23 protein-coding genes, 1 tRNA gene, 1 other RNA gene and 1 pseudogene are annotated in these 25,519 nt (G+C 38.3%); 21 read left to right on the plus strand and 5 right to left on the minus strand.

Going from position 1 to position 25,519, the window contains the following annotated elements; all coding sequences use genetic code 11:
- Nucleotides 1-60: 60 nt before the first annotated feature.
- Together ACW2QC_RS12370 and ACW2QC_RS12375 are read right to left on the minus strand one after the other, a co-directional pair.
- The gene (locus ACW2QC_RS12370) at nt 61-1,041 is read right to left on the minus strand and encodes an ABC transporter ATP-binding protein (protein ID WP_457544283.1); all 981 of its coding nucleotides are present in this window, start codon (nt 1,039-1,041) and stop codon (nt 61-63) included.
- On the minus strand, nt 1,038-2,036 hold the full coding sequence (locus tag ACW2QC_RS12375; RefSeq protein WP_457544284.1) for an ABC transporter ATP-binding protein: 999 nt from the start codon (nt 2,034-2,036) through the stop codon (nt 1,038-1,040). The genes ACW2QC_RS12370 and ACW2QC_RS12375 overlap by 4 nt, the downstream gene beginning before the upstream one ends.
- Nucleotides 2,037-2,254: 218 nt before the next feature.
- Here ACW2QC_RS12375 and ACW2QC_RS12380 point away from each other — a divergent pair.
- From ACW2QC_RS12380 to ACW2QC_RS12440, 13 genes and pseudogenes are all read left to right on the plus strand, one after another.
- Nucleotides 2,255-2,330 (plus strand) — tRNA-Arg (locus ACW2QC_RS12380).
- A gap of 698 nt (nt 2,331-3,028) precedes the next feature.
- A complete protein-coding gene (gene glpT / locus ACW2QC_RS12385; RefSeq protein ID WP_457544285.1) occupies nt 3,029-4,390 on the plus strand; it encodes a glycerol-3-phosphate transporter in 1,362 nt (453 codons plus the stop codon).
- A 93-nt stretch (nt 4,391-4,483) separates the two neighbouring features.
- Nucleotides 4,484-4,594, plus strand: a pseudogene (locus ACW2QC_RS12390) (RNA polymerase factor sigma-54); the annotation flags it as partial.
- Nucleotides 4,595-4,623: 29 nt separating this feature from the next.
- Nucleotides 4,624-4,881, plus strand: a complete 258-nt coding sequence (locus ACW2QC_RS12395; protein WP_457544286.1) for a glutaredoxin family protein — start codon at nt 4,624-4,626, stop codon at nt 4,879-4,881.
- A gap of 123 nt (nt 4,882-5,004) precedes the next feature.
- A complete protein-coding gene (locus ACW2QC_RS12400) occupies nt 5,005-6,033 on the plus strand; it encodes a sugar-binding transcriptional regulator (protein ID WP_457544287.1) in 1,029 nt (342 codons plus the stop codon).
- A 46-nt stretch (nt 6,034-6,079) separates the two neighbouring features.
- Nucleotides 6,080-7,087, plus strand: coding sequence for a type I glyceraldehyde-3-phosphate dehydrogenase (gene gap / locus ACW2QC_RS12405; protein ID WP_457544288.1), 1,008 nt, complete (start codon nt 6,080-6,082; stop codon nt 7,085-7,087).
- A gap of 180 nt (nt 7,088-7,267) precedes the next feature.
- Nucleotides 7,268-8,449, plus strand: a complete 1,182-nt coding sequence (locus ACW2QC_RS12410; RefSeq protein ID WP_457544289.1) for a phosphoglycerate kinase — start codon at nt 7,268-7,270, stop codon at nt 8,447-8,449.
- Nucleotides 8,450-8,469: 20 nt separating this feature from the next.
- The gene (tpiA, locus tag ACW2QC_RS12415; RefSeq protein WP_457544290.1) at nt 8,470-9,228 is read left to right on the plus strand and encodes a triose-phosphate isomerase; all 759 of its coding nucleotides are present in this window, start codon (nt 8,470-8,472) and stop codon (nt 9,226-9,228) included.
- Complete coding sequence (gene gpmI / locus ACW2QC_RS12420) at nt 9,225-10,760, plus strand: 2,3-bisphosphoglycerate-independent phosphoglycerate mutase (RefSeq protein ID WP_457544291.1); 1,536 nt, start codon at nt 9,225-9,227, stop codon at nt 10,758-10,760. The genes tpiA and gpmI overlap by 4 nt, the downstream gene beginning before the upstream one ends.
- A gap of 37 nt (nt 10,761-10,797) precedes the next feature.
- A complete protein-coding gene (gene eno / locus ACW2QC_RS12425) occupies nt 10,798-12,084 on the plus strand; it encodes a phosphopyruvate hydratase (RefSeq protein ID WP_457544292.1) in 1,287 nt (428 codons plus the stop codon).
- A 151-nt stretch (nt 12,085-12,235) separates the two neighbouring features.
- The gene (locus ACW2QC_RS12430; protein ID WP_457544293.1) at nt 12,236-13,192 is read left to right on the plus strand and encodes a nucleoside hydrolase; all 957 of its coding nucleotides are present in this window, start codon (nt 12,236-12,238) and stop codon (nt 13,190-13,192) included.
- A gap of 60 nt (nt 13,193-13,252) precedes the next feature.
- On the plus strand, nt 13,253-13,840 hold the full coding sequence (locus tag ACW2QC_RS12435) for a nitroreductase family protein (RefSeq protein WP_457544294.1): 588 nt from the start codon (nt 13,253-13,255) through the stop codon (nt 13,838-13,840).
- Nucleotides 13,809-14,315, plus strand: coding sequence for a hypothetical protein (locus tag ACW2QC_RS12440; RefSeq protein WP_457544295.1), 507 nt, complete (start codon nt 13,809-13,811; stop codon nt 14,313-14,315). The genes ACW2QC_RS12435 and ACW2QC_RS12440 overlap by 32 nt, the downstream gene beginning before the upstream one ends.
- 1 nt (nt 14,316) lies before the next feature.
- On the opposite strand, the gene ptsP is transcribed toward ACW2QC_RS12440, so the two are convergent.
- Both ptsP and ACW2QC_RS12450 read right to left on the minus strand, forming a co-directional pair.
- The gene (ptsP, locus tag ACW2QC_RS12445) at nt 14,317-16,029 is read right to left on the minus strand and encodes a phosphoenolpyruvate--protein phosphotransferase (protein WP_457544296.1); all 1,713 of its coding nucleotides are present in this window, start codon (nt 16,027-16,029) and stop codon (nt 14,317-14,319) included.
- A 133-nt stretch (nt 16,030-16,162) separates the two neighbouring features.
- Nucleotides 16,163-17,095, minus strand: coding sequence for an alpha/beta hydrolase (locus tag ACW2QC_RS12450; protein ID WP_457544297.1), 933 nt, complete (start codon nt 17,093-17,095; stop codon nt 16,163-16,165).
- Between the two features lie 167 nt (nt 17,096-17,262).
- Here ACW2QC_RS12450 and secG point away from each other — a divergent pair, with 167 nt between their 5' ends.
- The 8 genes from secG to ssrA all read left to right on the plus strand — a co-directional run bounded on the left by secG (nt 17,263) and on the right by ssrA (nt 24,442).
- A complete protein-coding gene (secG, locus tag ACW2QC_RS12455) occupies nt 17,263-17,496 on the plus strand; it encodes a preprotein translocase subunit SecG (protein WP_457544298.1) in 234 nt (77 codons plus the stop codon).
- Nucleotides 17,497-17,603: 107 nt separating this feature from the next.
- A complete protein-coding gene (locus tag ACW2QC_RS12460) occupies nt 17,604-18,350 on the plus strand; it encodes an alpha/beta hydrolase (RefSeq protein ID WP_457544299.1) in 747 nt (248 codons plus the stop codon).
- Between the two features lie 62 nt (nt 18,351-18,412).
- A complete protein-coding gene (gene rnr, locus ACW2QC_RS12465) occupies nt 18,413-20,611 on the plus strand; it encodes a ribonuclease R (protein WP_457544300.1) in 2,199 nt (732 codons plus the stop codon).
- Nucleotides 20,612-20,860: 249 nt separating this feature from the next.
- Nucleotides 20,861-21,604 (plus strand): metal ABC transporter ATP-binding protein, encoded by a 744-nt coding sequence (locus ACW2QC_RS12470; protein ID WP_457544301.1) that lies wholly within the window; start codon nt 20,861-20,863, stop codon nt 21,602-21,604.
- The gene (locus tag ACW2QC_RS12475; protein WP_457544302.1) at nt 21,601-22,458 is read left to right on the plus strand and encodes a metal ABC transporter permease; all 858 of its coding nucleotides are present in this window, start codon (nt 21,601-21,603) and stop codon (nt 22,456-22,458) included. Before ACW2QC_RS12470 ends, ACW2QC_RS12475 begins: the two co-directional genes overlap by 4 nt.
- Nucleotides 22,459-22,478: 20 nt before the next feature.
- Nucleotides 22,479-23,420: a metal ABC transporter solute-binding protein, Zn/Mn family gene (locus ACW2QC_RS12480; RefSeq protein ID WP_457544303.1), complete on the plus strand. Its 942-nt coding sequence runs from the start codon at nt 22,479-22,481 to the stop codon at nt 23,418-23,420.
- 95 nt (nt 23,421-23,515) lie between these two features.
- The gene (gene smpB / locus ACW2QC_RS12485; RefSeq protein ID WP_457544304.1) at nt 23,516-23,983 is read left to right on the plus strand and encodes an SsrA-binding protein SmpB; all 468 of its coding nucleotides are present in this window, start codon (nt 23,516-23,518) and stop codon (nt 23,981-23,983) included.
- 116 nt (nt 23,984-24,099) lie between these two features.
- Nucleotides 24,100-24,442, plus strand: a transfer-messenger RNA (tmRNA) gene (ssrA, locus tag ACW2QC_RS12490).
- Between the two features lie 365 nt (nt 24,443-24,807).
- On the opposite strand, the gene ACW2QC_RS12495 is transcribed toward ssrA, so the two are convergent.
- Nucleotides 24,808-25,215 carry an LAGLIDADG family homing endonuclease gene (locus ACW2QC_RS12495; protein WP_457544305.1) on the minus strand — a complete coding sequence of 136 codons (408 nt, stop codon included), beginning with the start codon at nt 25,213-25,215 and terminating at the stop codon, nt 24,808-24,810.
- Between the last annotated feature and the right edge of the window lie 304 nt (nt 25,216-25,519).

Genomic DNA, 25,519 nt, shown 5'->3' on the forward strand with positions numbered 1-25,519 from the left:
CCCCCTTCTGAGATTTACCAGATTTACTAGTTCAACATAAATGGATTGTAGAGGATTTTTCTATTCAACCACCTCCTCAACAAAATGACACGATGCCATTTGTCCAGTCGCTGAAACTTTCTTGAGAGTCGGCTCCTGGGTGCGGCAGATTTCTTCTGCAAATGGACATCTTGTATGAAACTTGCAGCCTTGTGGTGGATTTGCCGGTGAGGGTAGATCACCGGTCAAAATAATTCGTTGTTTTTCTTGGTGTGGATTTGCTTCTGGAACAGCTGATAATAATGCTTGTGTATACGGATGCTTCGGATTTTGATAAAGTTCTTGGACTTCTCCGGTTTCAACGAGTTCTCCCAGGTACATAACAGCAACACGATCGCTAATATGGTGCACAACGCTTAAATCATGGGCAATAAAAATGTATGTAAGGTTAAATTCCTCCTGAAGATCCTCCATTAAATTAATGACCTGTGCCTGAATCGAAACATCCAAAGCTGATACAGGCTCATCGCAAATGACAAGTTCAGGGTCTAGTGCAAGTGACCTGGCAATCCCGATCCGTTGACGTTGACCCCCGCTGAATTCGTGTGGGTATCTATTTTTATGGTAGGAACTTAGCCCAACAACATCGAGTAAGCGCGATAGCCTCTTGCTGCGGTCTTCCTTTGAAACATTAAATATTTTCATAGGTTCGGTAATTGTTTGTTCAATTGTTTTTCTTGGGTTTAATGAAGCATATGGATCCTGGAAAATGATTTGCATGTCTTTTCTTAGTTTGCGGAGTTTCTCTCCACGAAAAGATGTGATATCTTCTCCTTTAAAAAGGATTTCGCCCTCTGTTGGTTCCAGTAATTTAAGAATTGTGCGACCGGCTGTAGATTTTCCGCACCCGCTTTCGCCCACAAGGCCTAATGTTTCTCCGGATTGAATAGAAAGAGATACACCATCTACAGCCTTAAGAACAGGTTTATCTTTTGAAAATAATTTTTGTCCCTTTAATGGGAAATGCTTTTTTAAATTTTTAACCTCTAATAATGTACTCATGTTGATACCGCCTTTTTTGCTTCCTCATATAACAAACAACGAACGAAATGATCATCGTCAACTGATTTTAAATCTGGGTCAGTTGACAAACAGCTTTCCATCACATGTTTACATCTCGGTGCGAAACTACACCCTTTTGGTAGTGCACGTAAATCGGGTGGTAACCCATCAATTGCTTCAAGTTTCTGTTTTTCTGTGGTTATTTTAGGGATTGAATTCATAAGACCTAGTGTGTACGGATGCTTCCCATAGTCAAATAGTTTTTTAGTATCGGTGAATTCAACTGGTTTACCTGCATACATAACCATTACTCGGTCACATACTTCAGCAACAACACCTAGATCATGTGTAATCATGACAATTGCCATATTGAGTTCCTGCTGCATTTTTTTGAAAAGCTCCAGGATTTGCGCCTGGATAGTGACGTCTAAAGCGGTTGTTGGTTCATCAGCAATGAGCAGGGAAGGGTTACATGATAATGCCATCGCAATCATAACGCGTTGTCGCATCCCACCACTAAATTCATGTGGGTAATTTTTTAATCGTTTTTTCGGATCAGGAATACCGACCAAATCCAATAATTCAACAGCTCGTTCCCTTGCTTGTTTCTTGGAAAAATTCTCATGCGCCAAAATAGTTTCGACCATTTGTTTTTCCACGGTGAAAACAGGATTTAATGAGGTCATTGGATCTTGGAAAACCATTGCTATTTCCTTACCGCGTATCTCGCGCATTTGTTTTTCCGTTTTATGGAGTAGGTTTTCCCCTTTAAAATGAATTTCGCCATCAACAACTTTTCCAGGTGGGGAAGGTACTAAGCCTAAAATGGACATTGCGGTTATACTTTTACCTGATCCTGATTCACCAACAATCCCTAATGTTTCACCAGGTTTAATATCGAAGTCGACACCGTCAACAGCTTTTACTACGCCTGACTTGGTAAAGAAATGTGTATGTAAATTACGAACGTTTAGGAGTGGTGATTCGGTTTGCATGGTATCCTCCTTTTTAGTGGTTTTTTAATTAATTTGATTTTTTTGAATTAACATATATTATACATGTAAAAATCATAATTTAGACTTTTTCTCTTTTTTCTCAAAAAAATAATAATTAATTTGTAATAGCTATATGTTCATAAATTAGGAAAAAGGGCTTGTATCTGATTCGTTATGGCGTTATAATAAATTTTGTCGCGTTAATTTTTCTTTTGCATGCGCCCGTAGCTCAGTTGGATAGAGCGTTGGTTTCCGGTACCAAGTCTGTCGGGGGTTCGAATCCCTCCGGGCGCGCTTAGCGTAAATGACATAGAAAAATATAAAAAGGAAAGGATCCTCTCATTTAGGGATCCTTTCCTTTTTTATATTAATTTAAGGCTGTAAGATTGTTTTTTAACCAATTAGCCATATGCCACAAGCAAATAATAGTCCAAAGACCCAATGATGGTATGTAGCCTAATTAATATGTTAAGAATCTACGTTGTTCAGAGATTGCATTTTTTTAACTGCTGGATAGATGCCCTAGTCAACAAAAAAAATGTTACCCACCCAAATAATAGCCAGAAGAATGTTTATCCCTAATAGGACTTGACCATGGTACATCACCTAGTTTTTTGATGTTTGAGTCCATTATAATCTTATATCCAATGTGATATATATGTCACGAAATTATAGTGTTCACAATATAGTCAAAAAATGTTGACGGCGCTTTCAAAAAGAGATAATATAAAAAATGAAAAGTTAATGTATGTTGGAGATTTGGAGATCATACTTGATATGCGCTATTCCTACGAGGAAAGTGCTTATTAAAGTATGGTCTTTTTAATGTGTCCAATTTTTAAAATAAGGAGGGATGAAAAGTAATAAATAACTGGTCATTAAAAAAGAATTATTTAGGTGGAATAATAGTTGGACATGGAAATGTTCTATTACAATTCTCCTGATTAGTGATTAGATTGAACAACGTTGTTATACAAAAGGAGGATTTATATATGCGAAACTTTTTAAAACCTGCACCTGAAGTTGAAAGGTTACCAGAAGAAAAAATTGACTCTGAATATAAAAAGCTCAGACTTCAAGTTTTTATAGGGATCTTCATTGGGTATGCAGCATACTATTTAATTCGCAAAAACTTTTCATTGGCAATTCCGTATTTAACGGAACAAGGTTATACAAAAGGAGAATTGGGTTTAGCGCTATCCGCTATTTCCATTGCCTATGGAATAAGTAAATTTGTAAGTGGAACCATATCTGATCGAAGTAATGCGAGGTATTTTTTAGCCACTGGTTTAGTATTATCAGCAATTATTAATCTTTTATTGGGATTTGTTCCTTTCTTTACTTCATCTGTTGCAATTATGTTTGTTATGTTGTTTATAAATGGATGGTTTCAAGGAATGGGATGGCCACCATCTGGTCGGACACTTGTTCACTGGTTTAGTGTTAGTGAGAGAGGTGGAAAAACAGCTATATGGAATGTAGCCCATAATGTTGGGGGAGGCCTTATGGCGCCGCTTGCGATTGCCGGAGTTTCACTCATTTCAACATATCTTGGGGCATCTTACGTGGGATATGAAGGTGTATTTATCCTACCAGCAATCGTAGCAATTATTGTTGCTGTACTTGCATTTGTTTTAATGCGTGATACCCCTCAATCGGTTGGATTACCACCAATAGAAGAATATCGAAATGATTATCCAAGTAAGTCTAAGAAAACGTTCGAAACGGAGCTGACAACAAAAGAAATTCTGTTTAAGTATGTCTTAAATAATAAATGGGTTTGGGCAATTGCGATTGCGAATGTCTTTGTTTATTTCGTTAGGTATGGTGTGCTTGACTGGGCGCCGACTTATTTGAGTGAGGAAAAAGGATTCAACATGGAAGAGTCTGGAATTGCTTATTTCTTATATGAATGGGCAGGTATACCTGGAACACTTTTATGTGGTTATATTTCCGATAAAATATTTAAAGGTCGCCGAGGTCCTGCTGGGGTTGTATTTATGGCAGGTGTTTTATTAGCTGTTCTTGTTTATTGGCTAAACCCTGCTGGAAACCCATTAATTGATAATATTGCCTTAATCGCAATAGGCTTCTTAATTTATGGACCTGTTATGTTAATTGGCTTACAGGCACTAGATTTTGTTCCTAAGAAAGCTGCTGGTACTGCTGCCGGTTTAACAGGATTATTCGGTTATCTTGGGGGAGCGGTTATGGCTAATGCTCTATTAGGTTACGTCGTTCAAATTTCTGGTTGGGATACTGGATTTATGTTGATAATAGGTTCCTGTGCTTTAGCTGTTATATTATTTGCGGTTACTTGGAATGTCCGGGGGCAGGAAGTAGTAAAGAGTTAATACAATAAGGAGAAAGATTGAAATCAAAGTGATTTCAATCTTTCTCCTTTTCTTTTCTTCTCGGCTGTCTTTTTTGTACTACAGTTTTTTCGCATTTTATGGCAAAATAAAGATGAAGCATTAAAAAGCCAATTGGCCGAGGAATTTGACATTAATATTGCCCGCAGAACTGTTATGAAATATCGGGAACAGTTAAAAATACTGGCATCAACGAAAACAATGGGGGGAAGCACATGTTTAATGTTATCTTTTACACAAAAGAAAATTGCTCCTTATGTGAGGATGCACGCTCGCTTCTCGATTTACTTCAACATGATTATTCATTTACAATTGAAGAACGGGATATCTACACCAACGATGAGTGGTTAGAAGAATATCAACTATTAATACCTTATGTAAAAATAAATGCAACTGAATTGAATTGCGAACAAATAAATTATGATTCACTTGAACATGTATTAAAAGAAGCAAATGACAAGCATAACAGTTGAATTAATTTAGCATTATGATAGTATAAAAATATACAAAATAATTGTTTGTGTATTTTTTTTGCTCTACGCGGGACATAATATGACCATCCGGGACATTATTGATCCAATAAAGGAGCTTTATTGATGAGAGCTTTAATAGATTTACAAAAGAAATTATACCCAGACCTGCTTCATGCTATGCAACAGCGTTATTCCATTTTAAACAGTGTTAGTCTTTTCCAACCAATAGGGAGGAGAGGACTTGCGGAGCATGTAGCTCTTTCGGAACGTATTGTTCGGGCAGAGGTTGATTTTTTACATAACCAAGGTTTGCTCGACATTACGACAAAAGGAATGCTTATCACGGAAGAGGGAAAAGTAGTAGTGAATCAACTTGCTGTCTTTATGAAAGAAGTAATGGGTCTGAGTGTTTTAGAAGAGCAATTAAAGGATAAATTACAGGTAGAGCAAGTGATGGTTGTTCCGGGTAATAGTGATAATGAATCTTGGGTAAAACAAGAAATGGGAAAAGCGTGTGTATCTTTTCTTAATTCAACTTCTGCTGTTGATCAAACAATTGCAGTCACTGGGGGTACAACAATGGCTGCAGTGGCACAAGCGATGACTCCTAGCGATATTCCAGGTCCGTGCTTATTTGTCCCTGCGCGTGGTGGTATCGGAGAAAAGGTAGAAAATCAAGCTAACACGATCGTAGCAGAAATGGCGCAGAAAACAAATGGTGATTATCGAATGCTTTATGTCCCTGATCCGTTAAGTGAAACATCCTATCATACGATGCTTCGTGAGCCATCAATCAATGAAATTCTAGAGTTAATTCGTAAATCAGATGTTGTTTTACATGGGATTGGTGACGCATTAACGATGGCGAAGCGCCGTAAAACGGGAAATGAGATCATGCAGCAATTGGCTGATAAGCATGCAGTAGGTGAAGCATTTGGCTATTATTTCAATAAGGCAGGTGATGTCGTCTACAAGGTGCGAACAATTGGCATCCAGCTAGAAGACCTAGATCCAGCTAAATGTGTTATTACCGTTGCCGGCGGAAGTTCTAAGGCACAAGCAATCGCTTCCTATTTCGAACAAGGTAAGAGTGATTTATTTATTACTGATGAAGCGGCAGCAGAGCAGATATTAAGGGATGAATCCCTTTAAATATATTGTAATAAAAATAAAATGAATACTTTAGGAGGAATATAAAATGGCAGTAAAAGTAGGAATTAATGGATTTGGACGTATTGGACGTAATGTATTTCGTCAAGCATTGAAAAATGACGAGGTAGAGGTAGTTGCTGTAAATGATTTAACAGATGCTAACATGCTAGCACATCTACTTAAATATGATTCTGTACACGGACAGTTGGATCAGGAAGTAACCGTAAACGGATCAAACATTGTTGTTGGTGGAAAAGAAATCAAGGTACTATCTGAACGCGATCCTGCAAACTTAGGCTGGGGAGATTTAGGTGTGGAAATCGTAATTGAATCAACTGGACGCTTCACACAACGCAACGATGCACAAAAACATATCGATGCTGGGGCGAAGAAAGTAATTATTTCAGCACCTGCCAAAGAAGAAGATTTAACAATGGTTATGGGTGTAAACGAACAAGATTATGATCCAAGTAAACACCATGTATTATCCAACGCATCATGTACAACAAATGGAATTGCACCACTTGCTAAGGTGCTACATGAAAAATTTGGCTTGAAACGTGGCTTAATGACAACTGTTCACTCATACACAAATGATCAGCAAATTCTTGACTTGCCACACAAGGACTACCGTCGTGCCCGTGCTGCAGCACAAAATATTATCCCAACAACAACTGGTGCAGCAAAAGTTGTTGGAAAAGTATTGCCTGAACTAAACGGTAAACTAAATGGTATGGCAGTTCGCGTGCCAACTCCAGATGGTTCATTAATCGACCTAGTCGCAGAACTTGATAAAAATGTTACGATCGAAGAAGTAAACAAAGCATTTGAAGAAGCTGCTAATAGCGGTTTGAAAGGCATTTTAGAGTATACAGAAGATCCGCTTGTATCATCCGATATTGTTGGCAACACACATTCTTCTATTTTTGATAGCCAATCTACTATGATTCTTGAAGACAATATGGTTAAAGTTGTTTCATGGTATGATAACGAAATGGGCTATTCAACACGCTGTGTAGATATGGCTGCATTTTTAAGCAAACAAGGACTATAAAAAACATTTAAGTTATAATGGAGGAGGATATGTTTTTCCTCCTCCTTTTTCAAGATTAAAATAAAAATTGGGCTTTTTTTGTTATAACAATGTCTAATGCCTTTGCTCTTATGGTTAAAAAGGGCTTTCTAAGGGAAAAACAAAGTCGATACATATATTATTCAAGGGAGGCTTTCTGTTATGAATAAAAAAACACTGCAAGACCTTGAGTTACAAGGGAAAAAGGTCTTTTGTCGCGTGGACTTCAATGTGCCAATGAAAGACGGCAAAGTAACGGATGATACACGCATAAAAGCAGCATTACCGACAATCAATTATTTAACCGAACATGGCGCAATCCTTATTTTAGCAAGCCACCTTGGGCGACCTAAGGGTGAAGTAGTTGAAGAATTACGTTTAGATCCAGTTGCAGATCGACTAAGTGATCTTACGGGAAAAGAAATTATCAAAACAGATACAGTTTATGGTGCAGAAGTAAATGAAGCAATTTCCCAAGTAAGTGACGGCGATATTGTACTGATTGAAAATGTTCGTTTTGATCCAGGAGAAGAAAAAAATGATCCAGCATTAGTTGATGAGTTTGCAGCTATAGCAGATATATATGTGAATGATGCATTTGGCGCTGCACATCGGGCCCATGCTTCAACAACCGGTGTTGCTGAAAAATTGCCCGCAGCGGCTGGGTTTCTCATGGAAAAGGAAATCAGTGTACTAGGAAAGGCGTTAGCAGAGCCCGATCGTCCATTTACCGCAATTATTGGTGGAGCAAAAGTAAAAGATAAAATCAGTGTCATCGACAATCTTCTAGATAAAGTAGATAACTTAATAATTGGTGGCGGACTTGCTTATACGTTTATTAAGGCTCAAGGGCACGAAATTGGTAAATCATTATTGGAAGAAGACAAATTAGATTTGGCTAAGCAGTTTATGAAAAAAGCAGAAGATCAAGGTGTCCGTTTCGTATTACCAGTTGATGTCGTTGTTGCTGATGACTTTTCAGAAGATGCTAATACAAAAATCGTTGCAATTGATCAAATTCCAGCCGACTGGGAAGCATTGGATATTGGTCCTAAAACACGGGAACTGTACAGCGAGATTGTTGCTGGTTCACAGCTTATCATTTGGAATGGTCCAATGGGTGTGTTTGAATTGAATGCTTTTGCCGGTGGTACAATGGCAGTTGCTGAAGCATTAGCGAACACAGAAGGCTATACCGTAATTGGTGGTGGTGATTCAGCTGCTGCTGTTGAAAAGTTCGGTTTTGCCGATGATATGGACCATGTTTCAACTGGCGGTGGAGCATCATTAGAATTTATGGAAGGAAAAGAACTTCCAGGTGTACAAGCATTAGATGATAAATAACTTTTAGATGGGGTGAGACGATGCGAAAAAAAGTAATCGCAGGAAATTGGAAGATGAACAAAGTTTTGTCAGAGGCAAATCAATTCGTTGCGGACGTTGCGAAAAAGGCTCCAGATAATGATCGTGTAGAGACGATAGTTTGTGCGCCTTTTCCTTTTCTACATTCGTTAGTCGAAAAAGCAAAAGGATCTAGTGTGAAAGTTGCTGCACAAAATATGCACTTTGAAAATAATGGAGCGTTTACTGGTGAGGTTAGTCCGGTTATGCTAAACGATTTAGGGGTTACACATGTTGTGCTGGGTCACTCAGAACGCCGGGAATATTTTGCAGAAACGAATGAAACGGTAAATAAAAAGACCCATGCAGCATTTAATCATAATCTCGTTCCGATTGTTTGTGTCGGTGAAACACTTGAGCAACGTGAGGCAAACGAGACAATGAATCATGTGGAAAATCAAGTTACCGAAGCAATGAAAGGTCTAACGAATGAACAAGTTGCTCAAACGATTATCGCTTATGAACCTATTTGGGCAATCGGAACAGGAAAAACAGCAACAAGTGAAGAAGCAAATGAAGTGTGCACCCATATACGTAATGTAGTTAAAGGAATTACTTCAGATGAAATTGCTGAAAAAGCGATTATCCAATATGGCGGAAGTGTCAAACCAGCAAATGTTGACGAACTATTAGCACAGTCAGACATTGATGGAGCATTAGTTGGTGGCGCAAGTCTTGAAGTTGAATCATTTCTTCAGCTCGTGGAGGCAGGTACAAAATGAGTCAAGATAAATTAGCTGCATTTATTATTTTAGACGGATTTGGTATCCGTGGCGAAGAAAAAGGGAATGCAGTCAAACAAGCAAATAAACCAAATTTTGATCGACTTTGGGAGAAATATCCGCACAATCAATTACAGGCCAGTGGTGAAGCGGTAGGGCTTCCAGAAGGCCAAATGGGTAATTCGGAAGTTGGTCATTTAAATATTGGTGCAGGACGAATCGTTTATCAAAGCTTAACCCGGGTCAACCTATCCATTAAAGAAGGAGATTTTTTCGAAAAGGGTGCCTTTGTTAAATCAATGCAACATGCCAAAGAGCACAATAAGGCATTACACATATTTGGCTTATTGTCTGATGGTGGAGTTCATAGTCACATTAGCCATCTGTTCGCACTGCTAAAATTAGCAAAAGAACAAGAGTTAGAAAACGTTTATGTGCACGCATTTTTAGATGGACGTGATGTAGGTCCACAAACCGCAAAAGAATTTATCAAACAAACGGAAGACAAAATGAATGAATACGGTGTTGGAAAATTTGCCACGATTTCTGGTCGTTATTATTCGATGGACCGTGATAAACGGTGGGACCGTGTAAAAAAAGCCTACGATGCAATGGTTTATGGAAAAGGGCCAGCCTATCAAGATCCATACGAACTAATTGATGACTCTTATGAAAATGGTATTTATGACGAGTTCGTAATTCCTTCTGTTATCACAGATGAAAATGGAAAACCAAATGCTACGATTGAAGATGAAGACTCTATTATCTTCTATAATTTCCGGCCTGATCGCGCTATCCAAATTTCTCGGACATTTGCTAATGAGGATTTTCATGATTTTGATCGTGGTGATGGGGTTCCAAAAAATCTTGACTTTGTCATGTTGACGAATTTTAGTGAATCTGTTGACGGCTATGTGGCGTATGAACCAGTGAACTTAGACAATACAATTGGTGAAGTACTTTCACAAAACGACCTGAACCAACTGCGTATTGCCGAAACGGAAAAATATCCGCACGTAACATTCTTCATGAGCGGTGGTCGTGAACAAGAATTTCCTGGTGAAAAACGAGTCCTGATCGATTCGCCAAAAGTTGCCACATATGACTTGAAACCAGAAATGAGTGTTTACGAAGTGACGGATGCATTATTAGACGAACTTGATACTGGTGAACAAAATGCTATCATCTTGAACTTTGCCAATCCTGATATGGTTGGGCATTCTGGTAAGCTGGAGCCAACGATTAAGGCGATTGAAGCGGTTGATGAATGTTTAGGTAAAGTAGTTGATAAGATTACAGAGCTTGGTGGACATGCCATTATTTTTGCAGATCACGGGAATTCAGATGAAGTTGTAACACTTGAAGGGAAACCAATGACTGCACACACGACGAATCCCGTTCCAGTTATTGTTACGAAAGACAATGTTGGATTAAGAGATGGTGGTATTTTAGCTGATTTAGCACCAACCATGCTTGATTTATTAGATGTTGAAAAGCCAAAAGAAATGACTGGTGAATCGTTAATTAAATAGTGTTAGTATCCCAACAAATAATGAAGGAGAGATTTTTATGCCATATATTACAGACGTATACGCTCGTGAAGTATTAGATTCACGCGGTAATCCAACAGTGGAAGTAGAAGTTTTTACAGAATCAGGTGCATTTGGTTCCGCATTGGTTCCAAGTGGTGCCTCAACAGGTGAGCACGAAGCAGTTGAATTACGTGACGGTGATAAAGAACGTTACCTTGGAAAAGGCGTTCAAAAAGCGGTTCAAAACGTAAATGAAGTTATTGCACCAGAATTGCTTGGATTAGATGTTACCCGTCAAAATATCATTGATAGTCTTATGATCGAATTAGATGGTACTGAAAACAAAGGAAAATTAGGTGCTAACGCTATTCTAGGTGTTTCTATGGCTGTTGCACATGCTGCAGCAAGTTACTTAGAAGTTCCATTATACAACTATTTAGGTGGATTTAATGCCAAAACTCTACCAGCACCAATGATGAATATTTTAAATGGTGGTGAACATGCCGACAATAACGTAGACATCCAGGAGTTTATGGTAATGCCTGTTGGTGCACCAACCTTTAAAGAAGCATTACGAATGGGTGCGGAAATTTTCCATTCCCTAAAAAGTGTATTAAAATCAAAAGGCTATAATACAGGCGTAGGTGACGAAGGAGGATTCGCACCAAACCTAGGCTCAAATGAAGAAGCACTTCAAACGATTGTTGAAGCAATTGAAGCTGCTGGATACAAACCAGGTGAAGAAGTAAAATTAGCCATGGATGTTGCTTCATCAGAGATTTATGAGGATGGTAAATACAACTTAAAAGGTGAGGGTGTTGTTCATACATCTGATGAAATGATCGACTGGTATGAATCATTAGTAAATAAATACCCGATTATTTCGATTGAAGATGGCTTGGATGAAAATGATTGGGAAGGTACCAAAAAACTAACCGATCGTTTAGGTGACCGTGTGCAATTGGTTGGTGATGATTTATTCGTTACAAACACGAAACGACTCGGACAAGGAATCGAACAAGGTGTTGGAAATTCTATTTTAGTTAAAGTAAACCAAATTGGTACATTAACTGAAACATTTGAGGCAATTGAAATGGCTAAACGTGCGGGTTATACTGCTATTATTTCCCATCGCTCAGGTGAAACAGAAGACGCGACAATTGCTGATATTGCAGTTGCCACAAACGCTGGTCAGATCAAAACAGGTGCACCATCGAGAACCGATCGCGTAGCAAAATACAACCAACTACTTCGCATTGAAGATGAATTAGCAGGCATGGGTGTATACGGTGGTTTAGATTCATTTTATAATTTGAAAAAATAAACAATAAGTGCAACAACATACATGCCATCTATTTATGATAAATAGATGGCATTTTAAATTGGGTAAAAAGATGTAGTCTAGGACAATATCAAAGAGCAATAAAGTGTAAAGAGGACTTATTTTACACGTATAAAAATAGGGGAGGCTTTTTATGGCCGTAAAGGTTTTAGTCTTTGGTGATATTGGTATTGATGACACAGTTGCGCTGATCTATGGTTATTTTAAAGATGAAGTTGATATTGTTGGAATTGTAGCGGATTATGGAAATGTGCCAAAGGAAAGAGCAGTTAAAAATGTCCAATATGTATCTAATTTACTTGATATTACAAAAGATGAAGTTAAGATTATTGGGGGAGCGAATATCCCCTTGAATGGTGAAAAACCAACCTTCTTTCCCGAGATTCATGGAGAATATGGACTTGGCCCGATCATACCGCCAGAAAATATGCATGACGGTGTTTTTGAAAACTTCTTTGAAATCGTTAACATTATTAAACACTATCAAGATGAACTGGTTATTGTCAATATTGGTAGACTAACCTCCCTAGCTACGATGTTTATTTTATATCAAGAATTAATGAAGAAAGTAAGATGCTTTTACATTATGGGTGGGGCATTTTGGGTTCCCGGAAATATTACAGCTGTTTCAGAAGCCAATTTTTATGAGGATCCGATCGCTGCAAAGACGGTATTAACCTATGCACATAATGTAACGATTATCCCATTAAATGTTACCGAGCAGGCAATCGTTACACCGCAAATGGTTGATTATATAGATTATATTGGTAAAGCGAAAATTATCAAGCCTATGTTGGATTATTATTATAATTTTTATAAGAAACGGAATCCTAATGTTCAGGGAAGCCCAGTCCATGATGCTTTGACTTTAATGGCCACTATTCATGAGGAAATGTTTGTCTTTTATAAACTGCCTGTCCATATTGTCCAAAAAGGAGATGGGATTGCGAAAGGACAAAGTATTGCCGATATCCGACCATATTTGAATCTCAAGAATGAAAAGGGAAGGGAACACCGGATTGCCTTTAAATTGGATTATCCAAAGTTTTATAAGGAATTTATGTCGGTGATGACGGGAGAAACATTCTAAATAGTTCAGTTATGGTGTCACAATGTGCTAATCTATTTTTAAGGATAATAGATTAACGAGGTGAGTACCATCGATATTTTACAGGCAATCAAAGAAAGAAGAAGCACGTTTAGTTTTTGTCCAGAAGAAGTCGATTTGCAAATGTTAAAAGAAATTTTTACATACGGATCATGGGCACCAACCCATTATATGAAGGAATCCTGGAATATTAAACTCTATCAAGGGGAAGGAAGAAAGCCTTTTGTTGATGCAATTATTGCAAGTTACCAGCGCATCGGCATGCTTAAAAGCGATGATGATCCAAAGACAGTAAAGATGATTGATTCTATGAAACAGTTTTTGCTAGAAATTCCCCACCATGCACTAATATTTTTTGAAAAGAATCAAGATCCGATCCGGTATGAAGAAGAGTATTCGTCTGTTTGTGCTTTTATTCAAAATGTGCAACTGGCAGCATGGTCGTATGGGATAGGAATGCTTTGGACGATCACACCCTATATGCATGATCCCGGTTTCGCGCGGGATATCGGGCTAGATAGTGAAAAAGTGAAGATAGCTGCTGTCATGCAAATTGGCTATCCGAAACAGACTTCGCGAAACAAAGGACGTACCGCGATTGAAGAGAAGCTTGAGATCATTTCGGAGTAGACGTGGTTGCGTGAAAGTAGCGGCTGGAATTCGCGGCTATTATCGACTGGAAAGCGAGGAACATCGGCACGAGAGCGGAAATATCGGCGGGAGAGCAAAAACACTGGCACGTGAGCAGAAACATCGTCCCGAGAGCGGAAACATCAGCCCGAGAACAGAAACATCGTCTCGAAAGCGGAAACATCAGCCCAAGAGCAGAAACATCGGCGGGAGAGCGGAAACATCGGCCCGAGAGCAAAAACATCGGCGGGAGAGCAGGAACATCGGCGCGAGAGCAAAAACATCGGCGCGAGAGCAGGAACATCGGCGCCAGAGGAGAAGCATCAGCTCGAGAGCGGAAACATCAGCCCGAGAACAGAAACATCGTCCCGAGAGCAGAAACATCGGCACGAGAGCAGAAACATCGGCGGCGCGGCTAGAAAACCAAAGCAAAAACCCACCCAGAAACATCCGGGTGGGTTTTCACTCTTCATAACTTATTCTGTTTTCTCCTTCACAAATTCGACAACTTCTTCTGCGGTTCCCATTCCTAAAAGCTTGTCTTTATAGGAAGCTAATTTTTCTTTTGACAAGTCACGAATCTGAGTGCGTGCTGGTAAAATTGATGTTGCACTCATACTAAATTCATCAAGGCCAAGGGATAAGAGAATTGGTATAGCAATTGGATCTCCAGCCATTTCACCGCACATGCCAACCCATTTGTCTTCACCGTGCGCCGCTTCGATAACATTGTTGACTAAATTCAATATTGCTGGATGGTATGGCTGGTAAAGATAAGAAACGCGTTCATTCATTCGATCTGCAGCCATTGTATACTGAATCAGATCATTCGTACCGATACTGAAAAAATCAACTTCTTTAGCAAATTGTTTGGCGATTACAGCGGTAGATGGGATTTCAACCATAATTCCGACTTCAATATCATCCGAAACATCTATGCCTTCAGAAGTTAAATCATCTTTTTCATCTAACAGAATTGCTTTAGCCTGACGGAATTCATCAAGTGTTGCAATCATTGGGAACATAATTTTTAAATTTCCGTGAACGCTTGCCCGTAACAAGGCACGTAATTGGGTTCGAAATACGGATTCATTTTCTAAGCAAAAACGAATAGCGCGAAAACCTAAAAATGGATTAAGTTCTTTTGGCAAATCTAAATAGCTTAATTCTTTGTCGCCGCCGATATCTAATGTTCTGACAACAACCGGTTTATTACCTACTTGTTCTAATACTGATTTGTAGGCGTCATATTGTTCGTCTTCGTTTGGTAGTTCACTTTTGCCCATATATAAAAATTCCGTCCGGTAAAGCCCAACACCTTCTCCACCATTCGCTAAAACACCTGTAATGTCTTCAGGGGTACCAATATTAGCTACTAATTCTACTTGTTCGCCGTCAGATGTGATAGTTGGTTCATCTTTTAATTTAGCCCATTCTTCCTTCTGCTTGGCAAAATTCGCTTGCTTTTCCTTGTACTTGGATAGATCTTCATCAGATGGGTTGATTATAACAGTTCCTTCTATTCCATCCACAATAACCATGTCACCTTGGGAAACAATATTGGTAATTTCCTTAGATCCAACTACAGCTGGAATTTCCAGTGATCTTGCCATAATTGCCGAATGGGATGTACGACCACCTACATCTGTAGCAAAACCTTTCACAAATTGGCGATTTAACTGTGCTGTATCAGAAGGGGTTAAATCACGAGCAATTACAATTACCTCTTCATCGATTAGAGCAGGATCGGGAAATGTAACACCTAACAAATGTGCCATCACTCGTTTTGTTACGTCCTGAATATCTGCTGCACGTTCACGCATGTATTCATTATCCATATTTTTAAACATGTCGATAAACATGTTTGCTGTTTCATCTAAAGCACTTTCGGCGATGACATTTTCAGATTTAATCTTGTCCTTGATAGGATTAATTAATTCTGGGTCACTTAACACAAGCAAATGAGCTGAGAAAATTTCAGCATGTTCGTCACCGATCTCCTGCTTGGCATGTGCCTTGATTTTTTCTAATTCCTCTTTTGATATTTCCAGTGCTTTATTTAAACGTTCGATTTCCGCATTGGGATTATCAATCGTTTTCTTATCAAATGATAAATCAGGTGTAACAAGTTGATAAGCTTTGGCGATTGCAATTCCATTTGATGCAGCAATTCCGTCAATCGTTGCCATTATTTTACGACCAGCCTTTCCTAATAAAAAATATGTAAATCCTATTTCTTATTTTAACCTCTTTATCTTGGCGGTTTCAAGTTATCAAGCGGTTTAGCACAATCATTTTTAATGGAAACGCTGTCTTTTTCCATTAACTGCTAACATTGGTTGAATTAAGACTTGCCTTAACCCATTCCACAATTGTGTGAAAAACTTCTTCTTTATTAATTTCATTCAGAAGTTCGTGGCGGCCATCTTTAAAAAGTTTTACCGTGATGTTTTCAAGGCCAGCTTTTTCATATAAATGTGCCGTTTTCCAAATACCTTTTGCATAGTCGCCAACAGGATCCGCATCTCCACTCATCAGAAGCATAGGCAAATCATGGCGTATGCCCAAATTCCGTTTTTGTTGATGAATAATGGAAAGTCCTGTCATTAAATCAACAAAGAAACGTGCTGTTGGTACATGGCCGCAATAGGGATCATCCATATACGCTTGGACAATTTGATCATCGCGTGTTAACCAATCGAACGTTGTTTTCTGCTGTTCAATGCGTTTGTTGTAAGAACTAAAAGCAATGAAATTCATCAGCTTGCTTGGCTTTTTAGGTGCAAGTAAAGTGGCGATTTTTCGCCCAGTATAGGAAGTGGCTTTCGGATAAAATCCCGTTCCAGATAATAGAACACCATCAATTTCAGCGCTGTGTGTTTGAATATAATACCGTGCTAGAAAAGACCCCATACTATGCCCAAACAAGAAAATGGGTATGCCGGGGAAATCATGTTTTATTGTCTTTGTAATTGTAAATAGATCCTCCATTGTTTTCGTAAAGCCATTTTCATCGGCAAGATAGCCAAAAGTACCTTGACTTTCGCCTGTTTTTCCGTGGCCACGATGATCGTTTCCATAAACAAAAATATTATTCTTCACTAGAAAATTGGCAAAATCATTGTAGCGATTGATATGCTCAACCATACCATGGGCAAGCTGGATGATTGCTTTTGGTTGTTTGTATTCCTCGTACCATTTTTTGACGTAGACATCCACGTTATCCTTCATTGTTAACCAATATTCTTTTTCCATTTTTTCACCTGTTTCTATACGTAATCTTATTTTATATGATAAAATTTATTGTGTAATCCGTCCAAGGTTAAGTAGAATCCGGTATTTTTCAAAAGATTCACTTGCTATATAAAACAAACTTATGCTACAGTACTAATAGGTATTTGTACGTTACAGGAGGTGCCGAAATGGTAGGGGCAGTACACGTATTATTAGTTATAGACGCAGTAATTATGATTATTTTAGTACTATTACAATCCGGAAAAAGTGAAGGTCTATCTGGCGCTATTTCAGGTGGAGCAGAGCAATTATTTGGGAAACAAAAAGCAAGAGGTGCCGATCTGTTTTTACATCGCAGTACAATTATAACCGGTGTTCTCTTTTTTGTTCTCGCTTTCTTAAGTGCATATGTACTACAATAGACAATAACCCTTATCACAAATTGCGTGATAAGGGTTATTTTTTGTCGTATCATGTACAATAGATAAATAAAATGATGCTAAAGGATTTTTGAAGGAGTTTGAGCATAATGAAAATAAAACAACCAGAACCTTTTACGTTTGAAGCAGGTCAACGTGCGGTATTATTATTACATGGGTTTACAGGCCATTCAGCAGATGTAAGAATGCTTGGTCGTTATTTAGAAAAGCAGGGGTATACAACTCACGCACCAATTTATCGTGGACATGGACTTCCACCAGAGGAATTGATCAAAGCAAATCCAGATCAATGGTGGGAAGATGTTCAGAACGCTTTAAAGCATTTGCGTGATCTCGGTTATCAGGAAATAGCTGTTGCCGGCTTATCACTTGGAGGTGTTCTAGGACTGAAATTAGCATACTCGGAAAAATTAAAAGCTGTAATTCCAATGTGTGCACCGATGTTTTTTGATAACGAGACACAGCTAACGCAAGGATTTAAGACATTTGCTAAAGAGTATAAGCAGTTAGAAGAAAAAGAAGCCACTGTCATCGAACAGGAGGTTGCTGAACTGGTGGAAAACTCTGGTCAAATGTTTGAAGAGTTAGGTTCATTGATTACAGAAGTGAAAAATAATGTCGATACTATTTATACACCGACATTTGTAGTACAAGCGAGAAAAGACCAAATGATAAATACTGCTAGTGCCTCATTTATCTATGACAATGTTGAAGCAGATCATAAAGATATAAAATGGTATGAGGAATCTGGACATGTGATCACATTGGATGACGAAAAGCAACAGCTATATGAGGATATCTTTGATTTCTTGGAATCGCTTGATTGGCAGGAATAGAATGTTTTTTCGATTATAAAACATACTAAAAGGTAACAATAGAGTAGGAAGAAGGTGAGCATATGGACGAATTGAAAGAAAGAATACTTACTTTTTTTAATGAAAATGGTACAAGGCCTTTGTCCGTTGAAGAATTAGAGGAAGTCTTAGACCTGGAATATGCAGAGGAATTTAAAGAGCTCATTAAATCCCTAAACGAATTAGAAGAAGAAGGAGAACTCGTTCGCACTCGGAAAAATCGCTTTGGCTTGCCAGAAAAAATGAATCTTATCCGTGGGCGAATTCAAATGCATGCGAAAGGATTTGCATTTTTGATTCCGGATGATGAAGAACAACGAGACATTTATATCCACCATTCTGACATGGCATCGGCTATGAATAATGATAAAGTGTTAGTCCGTTTGGAAAAGAAAAGTGAGGGTGGAAATCGCCCTGAGGGGACGGTAATCCGCATACTGGAGCGGGCAGTTCATACGGTTGTCGGAACATTCGAGAATAACCGTTCATTTGGCTTTGTCATTGCGGATGATAAGCGAATTCCAAATGATATTTTTATCCCAAAAAGCATGACACATGGTGCAGTTAGTGGCCATAAGGTTATCGTCTATATTACAAAATATCCAGAAGGAAGAAAGAGTGCGGAAGGGGAAGTTATCCAAATCCTTGGGCATAAAAATGATCCTGGAATTGATATTATCTCGATCATTTACAAGCATGGAATTAAGATAGATTTCCCTGAAGAAGTATTAGATCAGGCGGCAAAAGCTCCAGAACAAATCAGGGACGAAGAATTGACACTTAGACGTGATTTACGCGATGAGGTTATTGTAACAATTGATGGAGCTGATGCGAAAGACCTTGATGATGCAGTATCAGTAAAAGAGCTGGACAATGGGAATTATCAGCTTGGTGTTTACATTGCTGATGTCAGCTATTATGTAAAAGAAGGCACACCAATGGATAAGGAAGCATTTGAACGGGGGACAAGTGTCTATCTAGTTGACCGTGTTATTCCAATGATTCCCCATCGATTGTCTAATGGAATTTGTTCGTTAAATCCTCATGTAGATCGATTAACACTTGGTTGTAAAATGGAGATTAATACAAAAGGTGAAGTTGTCAATCACGAAATTTTTCAAAGTGTGATTAAGACAACAGAACGAATGACATACAGTGATGTAAATAAAATTTTAGTTGATAAAGATGAGGAAGTTCGTAGCAAATACGAAGCGCTTGTGCCAATGTTTGAAAAGATGGAAAATCTGGCATCTATTTTGAGCGGAAAGCGAATGGGTCGTGGAGCAATTGATTTTGATTTTAAAGAAGCACAAGTATTAGTTGATGAAAATGGCAAAGCGGAAGATGTTGTACTTCGTGAACGATCGGTTGCTGAACGGTTAATTGAGGAATTTATGCTAGCAGCGAACGAGACAGTTGCCGAACATTTTCATTGGATGGATGTGCCATTTATTCATCGGATTCATGAGGAACCGGATCAAGGAAAGTTGCAAAGCTTTTTTGAGTTTCTAGGTGGTCTCGGTTATGTTGTTAAAGGTACTGCGAATGAAGTACACCCGCAGGCATTGCAAAAGGTAATTGATGAGGTTCAAGGCAAGCCTGAAGAAATGATCGTTTCCAAACTTATGTTGCGGTCGATGAAACAAGCAAGATATGATCCTCAAAGTATTGGTCATTTCGGTTTAGCAACGGAATTTTATACGCATTTTACCTCTCCTATTCGGCGGTATCCTGATTTGATTGTACATCGGTTGATCCGGACTTACTTAATTGAGAAACAGATGGACAAACAGACAATTACACAATGGAAAGAACGGTTACCGGAAATTGCTAGACACACATCTGAAATGGAGCGGGCCGCAGTTGATGCAGAACGAGACACGGATGATCTGAAAAAGGCAGAATATATGAAAGATAGAATTGGTGAGGAATACACGGGTGTCATTAGTTCGGTTACCAATTTTGGTATGTTTGTCGAGTTGGAAAATACAGTAGAGGGACTTGTTCACGTAAGTACCTTGACTGATGATTATTATCATTATGATGAAAGCAGCCACTCCCTAATTGGGGAACGCACTGGTACGGTGTATCGGATTGGAGATGAAGTTGACGTTCGGGTTGAAAGCGTAAATTTGGATGAATATGCTGTTGATTTTGAATTAGCTGGTACCATAAAACGAAAAAAGCGCGAAAAAGAACCAAGTCATCGTAAAACGAAAAATAAATCAAAGAAAAAATCATAATGTGAAATGCTGACTCGATAGTGGGTCAGCATTTTTTTGTGCCTTTTATCAGAAAAACTAATTTTATTGTCATCAATTTATATAACTAGCATACGATTTAATTATATAAGTTGCACTAATGAAACTTTATTGTTAAAGTATAATTAATTATCCTAACTGAAACTAATTAAGTTACACGCAAATGATATACGTCTAATAACGGCACTTTAAGTTGTCAGCCTAGGAAAATAAAGGAAGGAAGGGTTAAAAATGAGTAGATCCATTGCTGTTGATCATTTACATGTATCTTATTATGGCAAGGAGGCTATAAGGGATGTTTCGTTTTCCATCACACCTGGAAAGATGGTCGGAATAATTGGACCTAACGGGGCTGGAAAATCCACATTACTCAAGTCGGTTCTCGGTTTAATTCCTAAAGACAGAGGTGAAATTACAATATTAAATAAGGATAGGAAAGCGGTTAGAAAGGAGATTGCCTATGTACCACAACGAAGTAATATTGACTGGGACTTTCCAATTTCGGTGATTGATACTGTTTTGATTGGAACATATCCACAGTTAGGGATGTTTAAGAAGCCAAAAAAACAAGAGAGAGCTTTAGCGTTAAAATGCCTTGAAAAAGTCGATATGCTTGAATTTAAAAATCGGCAAATTGGTGAATTATCCGGTGGGCAACAACAGCGGGTATTTATAGCACGCGCACTAGCGCAGAAAGCTGAACTGTTTTTCCTTGATGAGCCATTTGTTGGGATCGATATTAGTAGTGAAGAGACTATCATTCGGATTTTAAAGGAGCTTAGGGATCAAGGGAAGACAATCTTAGTTGTTCACCATGATCTAAGTAAGGCAAAAGATTATTTTCAACAAATACTTTTGCTTAATCAGGAGTTAGTTGAATTTGGTGATGTAGAGGATGTCATGCGCCCGGAAACAATTGCTCGTGCATACCAAGGCCAACTTTCCTTTCTTAAAGAATTGGCGGTGAAATCATGAACTTTATTGAAGCAATAATGCACTATGAATTTTTACAAAAGGCATTGTTAACATCCATTATGGTTGGAATTATTTGTGGGGTGATTGGCTGTTTTATTGTCCTACGCGGAATGGCCTTAATGGGGGATGCGATCTCACATGCTGTTTTACCTGGTGTAGCGGTTTCTTATTTCTTAGGGATAAACTTCTTCTTTGGGGCAGTTTTTACAGGGGTACTCACGGCAATTGGAATTGGCTATATTAGTCAAAACAGCCGGATTAAAAACGATTCATCAATCGGAATAGTGTTTACTTCTGCTTTTGCGCTCGGGATTATTTTAATTACGCTAATGAAAAGCAGCACCGATTTATATCATATCCTGTTTGGAAATGTGTTGGCTGTCAGACCTTCGGATATGTGGATGACTTTAGTAATCGGGCTGATTGTACTTGTAAGCGTATATGTTTTTTACAAGGAATTACTGGTGACTTCCTTTGATCCGACAATGGCGCAAGCATATGGCTTACCAAATAAGTTAATTCACTACTTTTTGATGACATTATTGACGATGGTAACTGTTGCGTCATTGCAAACAGTTGGGATTATCTTGGTAGTTGCCATGTTGATTACACCTGCAGCCACGGCATATTTGTTAACCAATCGGCTATCGACCATGATATTTATTTCATCAGGATTTGGTGTTATTGCGGCCGTGATTGGCCTCTATATCAGTTATAAAGCAAATCTTGCTTCAGGTGCGACGATAGTACTGGTGGCAACTGTTTTGTTTTTCATTACATTTATTTTTTCACCAAAGCATGGTGTTCTATGGCGGACAATACGGTCCCGTAAGAAACGTGCTTCGTATTCATAAAAAAGGAGGAACTTTTGAAAATGAAAAAAGGTTTATTTTTCATGTTATTGTTTGCGGCAGTTTTTATATTTGCAGGATGTTCGGGGAATAAAGAGGAAGCTGCTGATGCAAAACAAAACGGAGAAAAACTTCAGGTTGTCACGACGTATTCAATCTTATATGATATTGTGCAAAATGTTGCTGGTGATCTTGCAGAGGTCCACAGTTTGGTACCAATTGGAACGGACCCACATTCATATGAGCCATTGCCAGAGGATGTGCAGTTAACGTCTGATGCAGATATTGTATTTTATAACGGCTTCAACTTAGAGGCAGGAAATTCCTGGTTTCATAAGATGATTGAGACAGCCGGAAAGTCAGAAGAAGACGAGACAGTTTTTCGCATTACGGAAGGGATCGATCCACAATTATTAGAATCAGGTGGACATAAAGGAGAGCCTGATCCACACGCATGGTTGGATGCAAAAAATGGGATCGTTTATGCGGAGAATGCAAGGGACGCATTAATAAAGGCAGATCCGGATAATAAAGAAATATATGAACAAAATGCTGCGGACTATATTAAAAAATTAAAGGCAATGGATGATGAAATAAAGCAAAAAGTTAATAAAATCCCGGAAGAAAAACGGGTTTTAGTAACAAGTGAAGGTGCGTTTAAATATTTCTCGGCAGCATACGGCTTCCATGCTGCATACATTTGGGAAATCAATGCAGAAAACCAAGGCACACCAGATCAAATAAAGTCAGTTGTTGATACTATTAATGAAAGAGAAATTCCAGGGTTGTTTATAGAAACTAGCGTTGATCCTCGTAGCATGGAAACAGTATCCAATGAGACAGGGGCACCGATTGTAGGGAAAATATTTACGGATTCATTAGGAGAAGCGGGTGAAGAAGGGGATACGTATATAAAGATGATGGAATGGAATGTCGATATGATTACAAAAGGGTTGATGGAGTAATTTGTTAAAAATACGGGAAACACTGTTTAGATGGTGGCTAATTACACTGATTTTTGGTAGAATAAGGTTCACGTAAGTAGTAGGAGGAAGCCGATATGCCAAAAGGAACCGGAAAAACAATTGCCCAAAATAAAAAAGCATCCCATGATTACTTTATTGAAGATACGTATGAAGCGGGTATTGTACTGCAAGGTACAGAAATAAAATCAATTCGCGCAGGCCGGATCAATTTAAAGGATTCACATGCACGAATCGATCGCGGCGAGATAAAACTTATTAACATGCATATAGCAACGTATGAACAGGGAAATCGGTTTAACCATGATCCAACACGAACACGTAAATTACTATTGCACCGCAAGGAAATTGATAAGTTGATTGGTTTAACACAGCAACAGGGGTATGCTCTTGTTCCATTAAAGGTTTATATTAAGAATGGTGTGGCAAAAATCCTTATTGGACTTGGTAGAGGGAAAAAGAAATATGATAAACGGGAAGATTTGAAGCGCAAACAAATGAAACGCGATGTTGATCGGGCCATAAAGGATCGCGATCGTATGTAAAACCTTCCAGCCCTTGATTTTAAAGCTGTTTATGATATAATAAGAATTGTCATTAAAAGACATAACTTAATAATTGCTCGATTTAAACCCCGAGCGTTTCTCTTTTATGGGGACGTTACGGATTCGACAGGGGTAGATTGAGCTCAGGTTGCACGTCGAGGTTACGGCTCGTAAAACGTTATTCGCCTAAATATAACTGGCAAAACTAACAATCAACCAGCTTTAGCAGCTGCGTAAGTAGTTCTAAAGCGATCCTTCCTGCATTCGCCCGTGATGCAGATTGAAGGGTCTCAAATGAAGCGGGCTATACTGTCATTCGCCGTCTGAGGATGATAGTTGAAACCAATCAGACTAGCTACTCGGAAGCCTGTTGGTAGGCTGATGATGTAGCGAAATATAATATACCAACTACGCGTGTAGAAGCCTGAGTGGCGATATCTCTGGACGTGGGTTCGATTAGTAAATAGTCGCCTTTTGTAGTGATACAAAAGTGAAAATCCGGCTTTATCGGTGAAACCTAAGTTACTTTTAAAGAGGAATTAATTGGTATTTAATAAGTAATATGGCAATGCCGAGCGGTGTGTGGAGTAATCCAACAGCCGTGTATCGACTTATAGGCTACCACTTAAATGGGGTAGCACTAGGATGTGAAATTCCGCTAAATAAGGCAAATATATATTTCACATAAGACGCCGGAGAACCTGACACGGATTAGGTTCAAGATATAGTCAGTGCCATGACGAAAGCATGGAAGAGCACGTCCCACCGTCTCCACCAATACATATGTTGGTGGTTTTTTATTTGGCAAAATGTCAATACTAGTGCTAAAGCTCAAAAAAATTACGCTCAAACAATAATTTTTCACTGATCATCTGTTTATTATATTTTCCATTCCTAGGGGTTACCGAGTCATAATGTGTTAGGATCCATTCAGCACGTTTCTTTTTTTGGTCTATTCTTAAAAATTGATGAATTTCTTTTAGAATATGGAAAACCTCATTCTTCTTTTTTATGTAAAGTGTATAGGAATTTTTGTGTTTATTTGGATTGTAATTTTTTTTGTTATAAATGCTTCCACCTGCTAAATTTTGAATATAAATTAACATTTCCTTATCATTTGAAGATATTGATATACATGGTCTCCTATGTTCTTTACTGTGCATTCTTGTGAGAGTTATACTACCTTCACCATCAATTATACCTGCTATATATGCTGCTTCCCATATTTCCACTTAAAGTTCCCCTTTATTTAACAATCGTAACATTTTGTTTTCCCATATTAGTAAACAGGACGAATAACGTTTTCATCTCCTTTTCATCTATTGGATAATATTTAATGCGGTCAAAGTTAAATAAAATATTTTTCACCCCACTCCAATATATAATTTTAATTTATATGATCTTAAAAAAGTTTAAAAAAGGTCTATTATTCTTAATGTTATAATTTAATTACACTGTATAGTATACTATAGTTATTCTTAAAAAAGGAGAATGATCATGCCTGTAAATCCTAAAATTAAGTTTTTCTTAGACAAA

Source organism: Virgibacillus sp. FSP13, from assembly GCF_054048505.1.

Bases quoted from the DNA above. Each gene is read 5' to 3' on its own strand.
- gpmI (WP_457544291.1), top strand. From the start codon at position 9,225: ATGAGTCAAGATAAATTAGCTGCATTTATTATTTTAGACGGATTTGGT.
- glpT (WP_457544285.1), top strand. From the start codon at position 3,029: ATGCGAAACTTTTTAAAACCTGCACCTGAAGTTGAAAGGTTACCAGAA.
- ACW2QC_RS12395 (WP_457544286.1), top strand. From the start codon at position 4,624: ATGTTTAATGTTATCTTTTACACAAAAGAAAATTGCTCCTTATGTGAG.
- ACW2QC_RS12430 (WP_457544293.1), top strand. From the start codon at position 12,236: ATGGCCGTAAAGGTTTTAGTCTTTGGTGATATTGGTATTGATGACACA.
- ACW2QC_RS12460 (WP_457544299.1), top strand. From the start codon at position 17,604: ATGAAAATAAAACAACCAGAACCTTTTACGTTTGAAGCAGGTCAACGT.
- ACW2QC_RS12400 (WP_457544287.1), top strand. From the start codon at position 5,005: ATGAGAGCTTTAATAGATTTACAAAAGAAATTATACCCAGACCTGCTT.
- ACW2QC_RS12375 (WP_457544284.1), bottom strand. From the start codon at position 2,036: ATGCAAACCGAATCACCACTCCTAAACGTTCGTAATTTACATACACAT.
- ACW2QC_RS12370 (WP_457544283.1), bottom strand. From the start codon at position 1,041: ATGAGTACATTATTAGAGGTTAAAAATTTAAAAAAGCATTTCCCATTA.
- tpiA (WP_457544290.1), top strand. From the start codon at position 8,470: ATGCGAAAAAAAGTAATCGCAGGAAATTGGAAGATGAACAAAGTTTTG.
- ACW2QC_RS12410 (WP_457544289.1), top strand. From the start codon at position 7,268: ATGAATAAAAAAACACTGCAAGACCTTGAGTTACAAGGGAAAAAGGTC.
- gap (WP_457544288.1), top strand. From the start codon at position 6,080: ATGGCAGTAAAAGTAGGAATTAATGGATTTGGACGTATTGGACGTAAT.
- ptsP (WP_457544296.1), bottom strand. From the start codon at position 16,029: ATGGCAACGATTGACGGAATTGCTGCATCAAATGGAATTGCAATCGCC.
- ACW2QC_RS12450 (WP_457544297.1), bottom strand. From the start codon at position 17,095: ATGGAAAAAGAATATTGGTTAACAATGAAGGATAACGTGGATGTCTAC.
- rnr (WP_457544300.1), top strand. From the start codon at position 18,413: ATGGACGAATTGAAAGAAAGAATACTTACTTTTTTTAATGAAAATGGT.
- ACW2QC_RS12475 (WP_457544302.1), top strand. From the start codon at position 21,601: ATGAACTTTATTGAAGCAATAATGCACTATGAATTTTTACAAAAGGCA.
- secG (WP_457544298.1), top strand. From the start codon at position 17,263: ATGGTAGGGGCAGTACACGTATTATTAGTTATAGACGCAGTAATTATG.
- smpB (WP_457544304.1), top strand. From the start codon at position 23,516: ATGCCAAAAGGAACCGGAAAAACAATTGCCCAAAATAAAAAAGCATCC.
- ACW2QC_RS12470 (WP_457544301.1), top strand. From the start codon at position 20,861: ATGAGTAGATCCATTGCTGTTGATCATTTACATGTATCTTATTATGGC.
- eno (WP_457544292.1), top strand. From the start codon at position 10,798: ATGCCATATATTACAGACGTATACGCTCGTGAAGTATTAGATTCACGC.
- ACW2QC_RS12480 (WP_457544303.1), top strand. From the start codon at position 22,479: ATGAAAAAAGGTTTATTTTTCATGTTATTGTTTGCGGCAGTTTTTATA.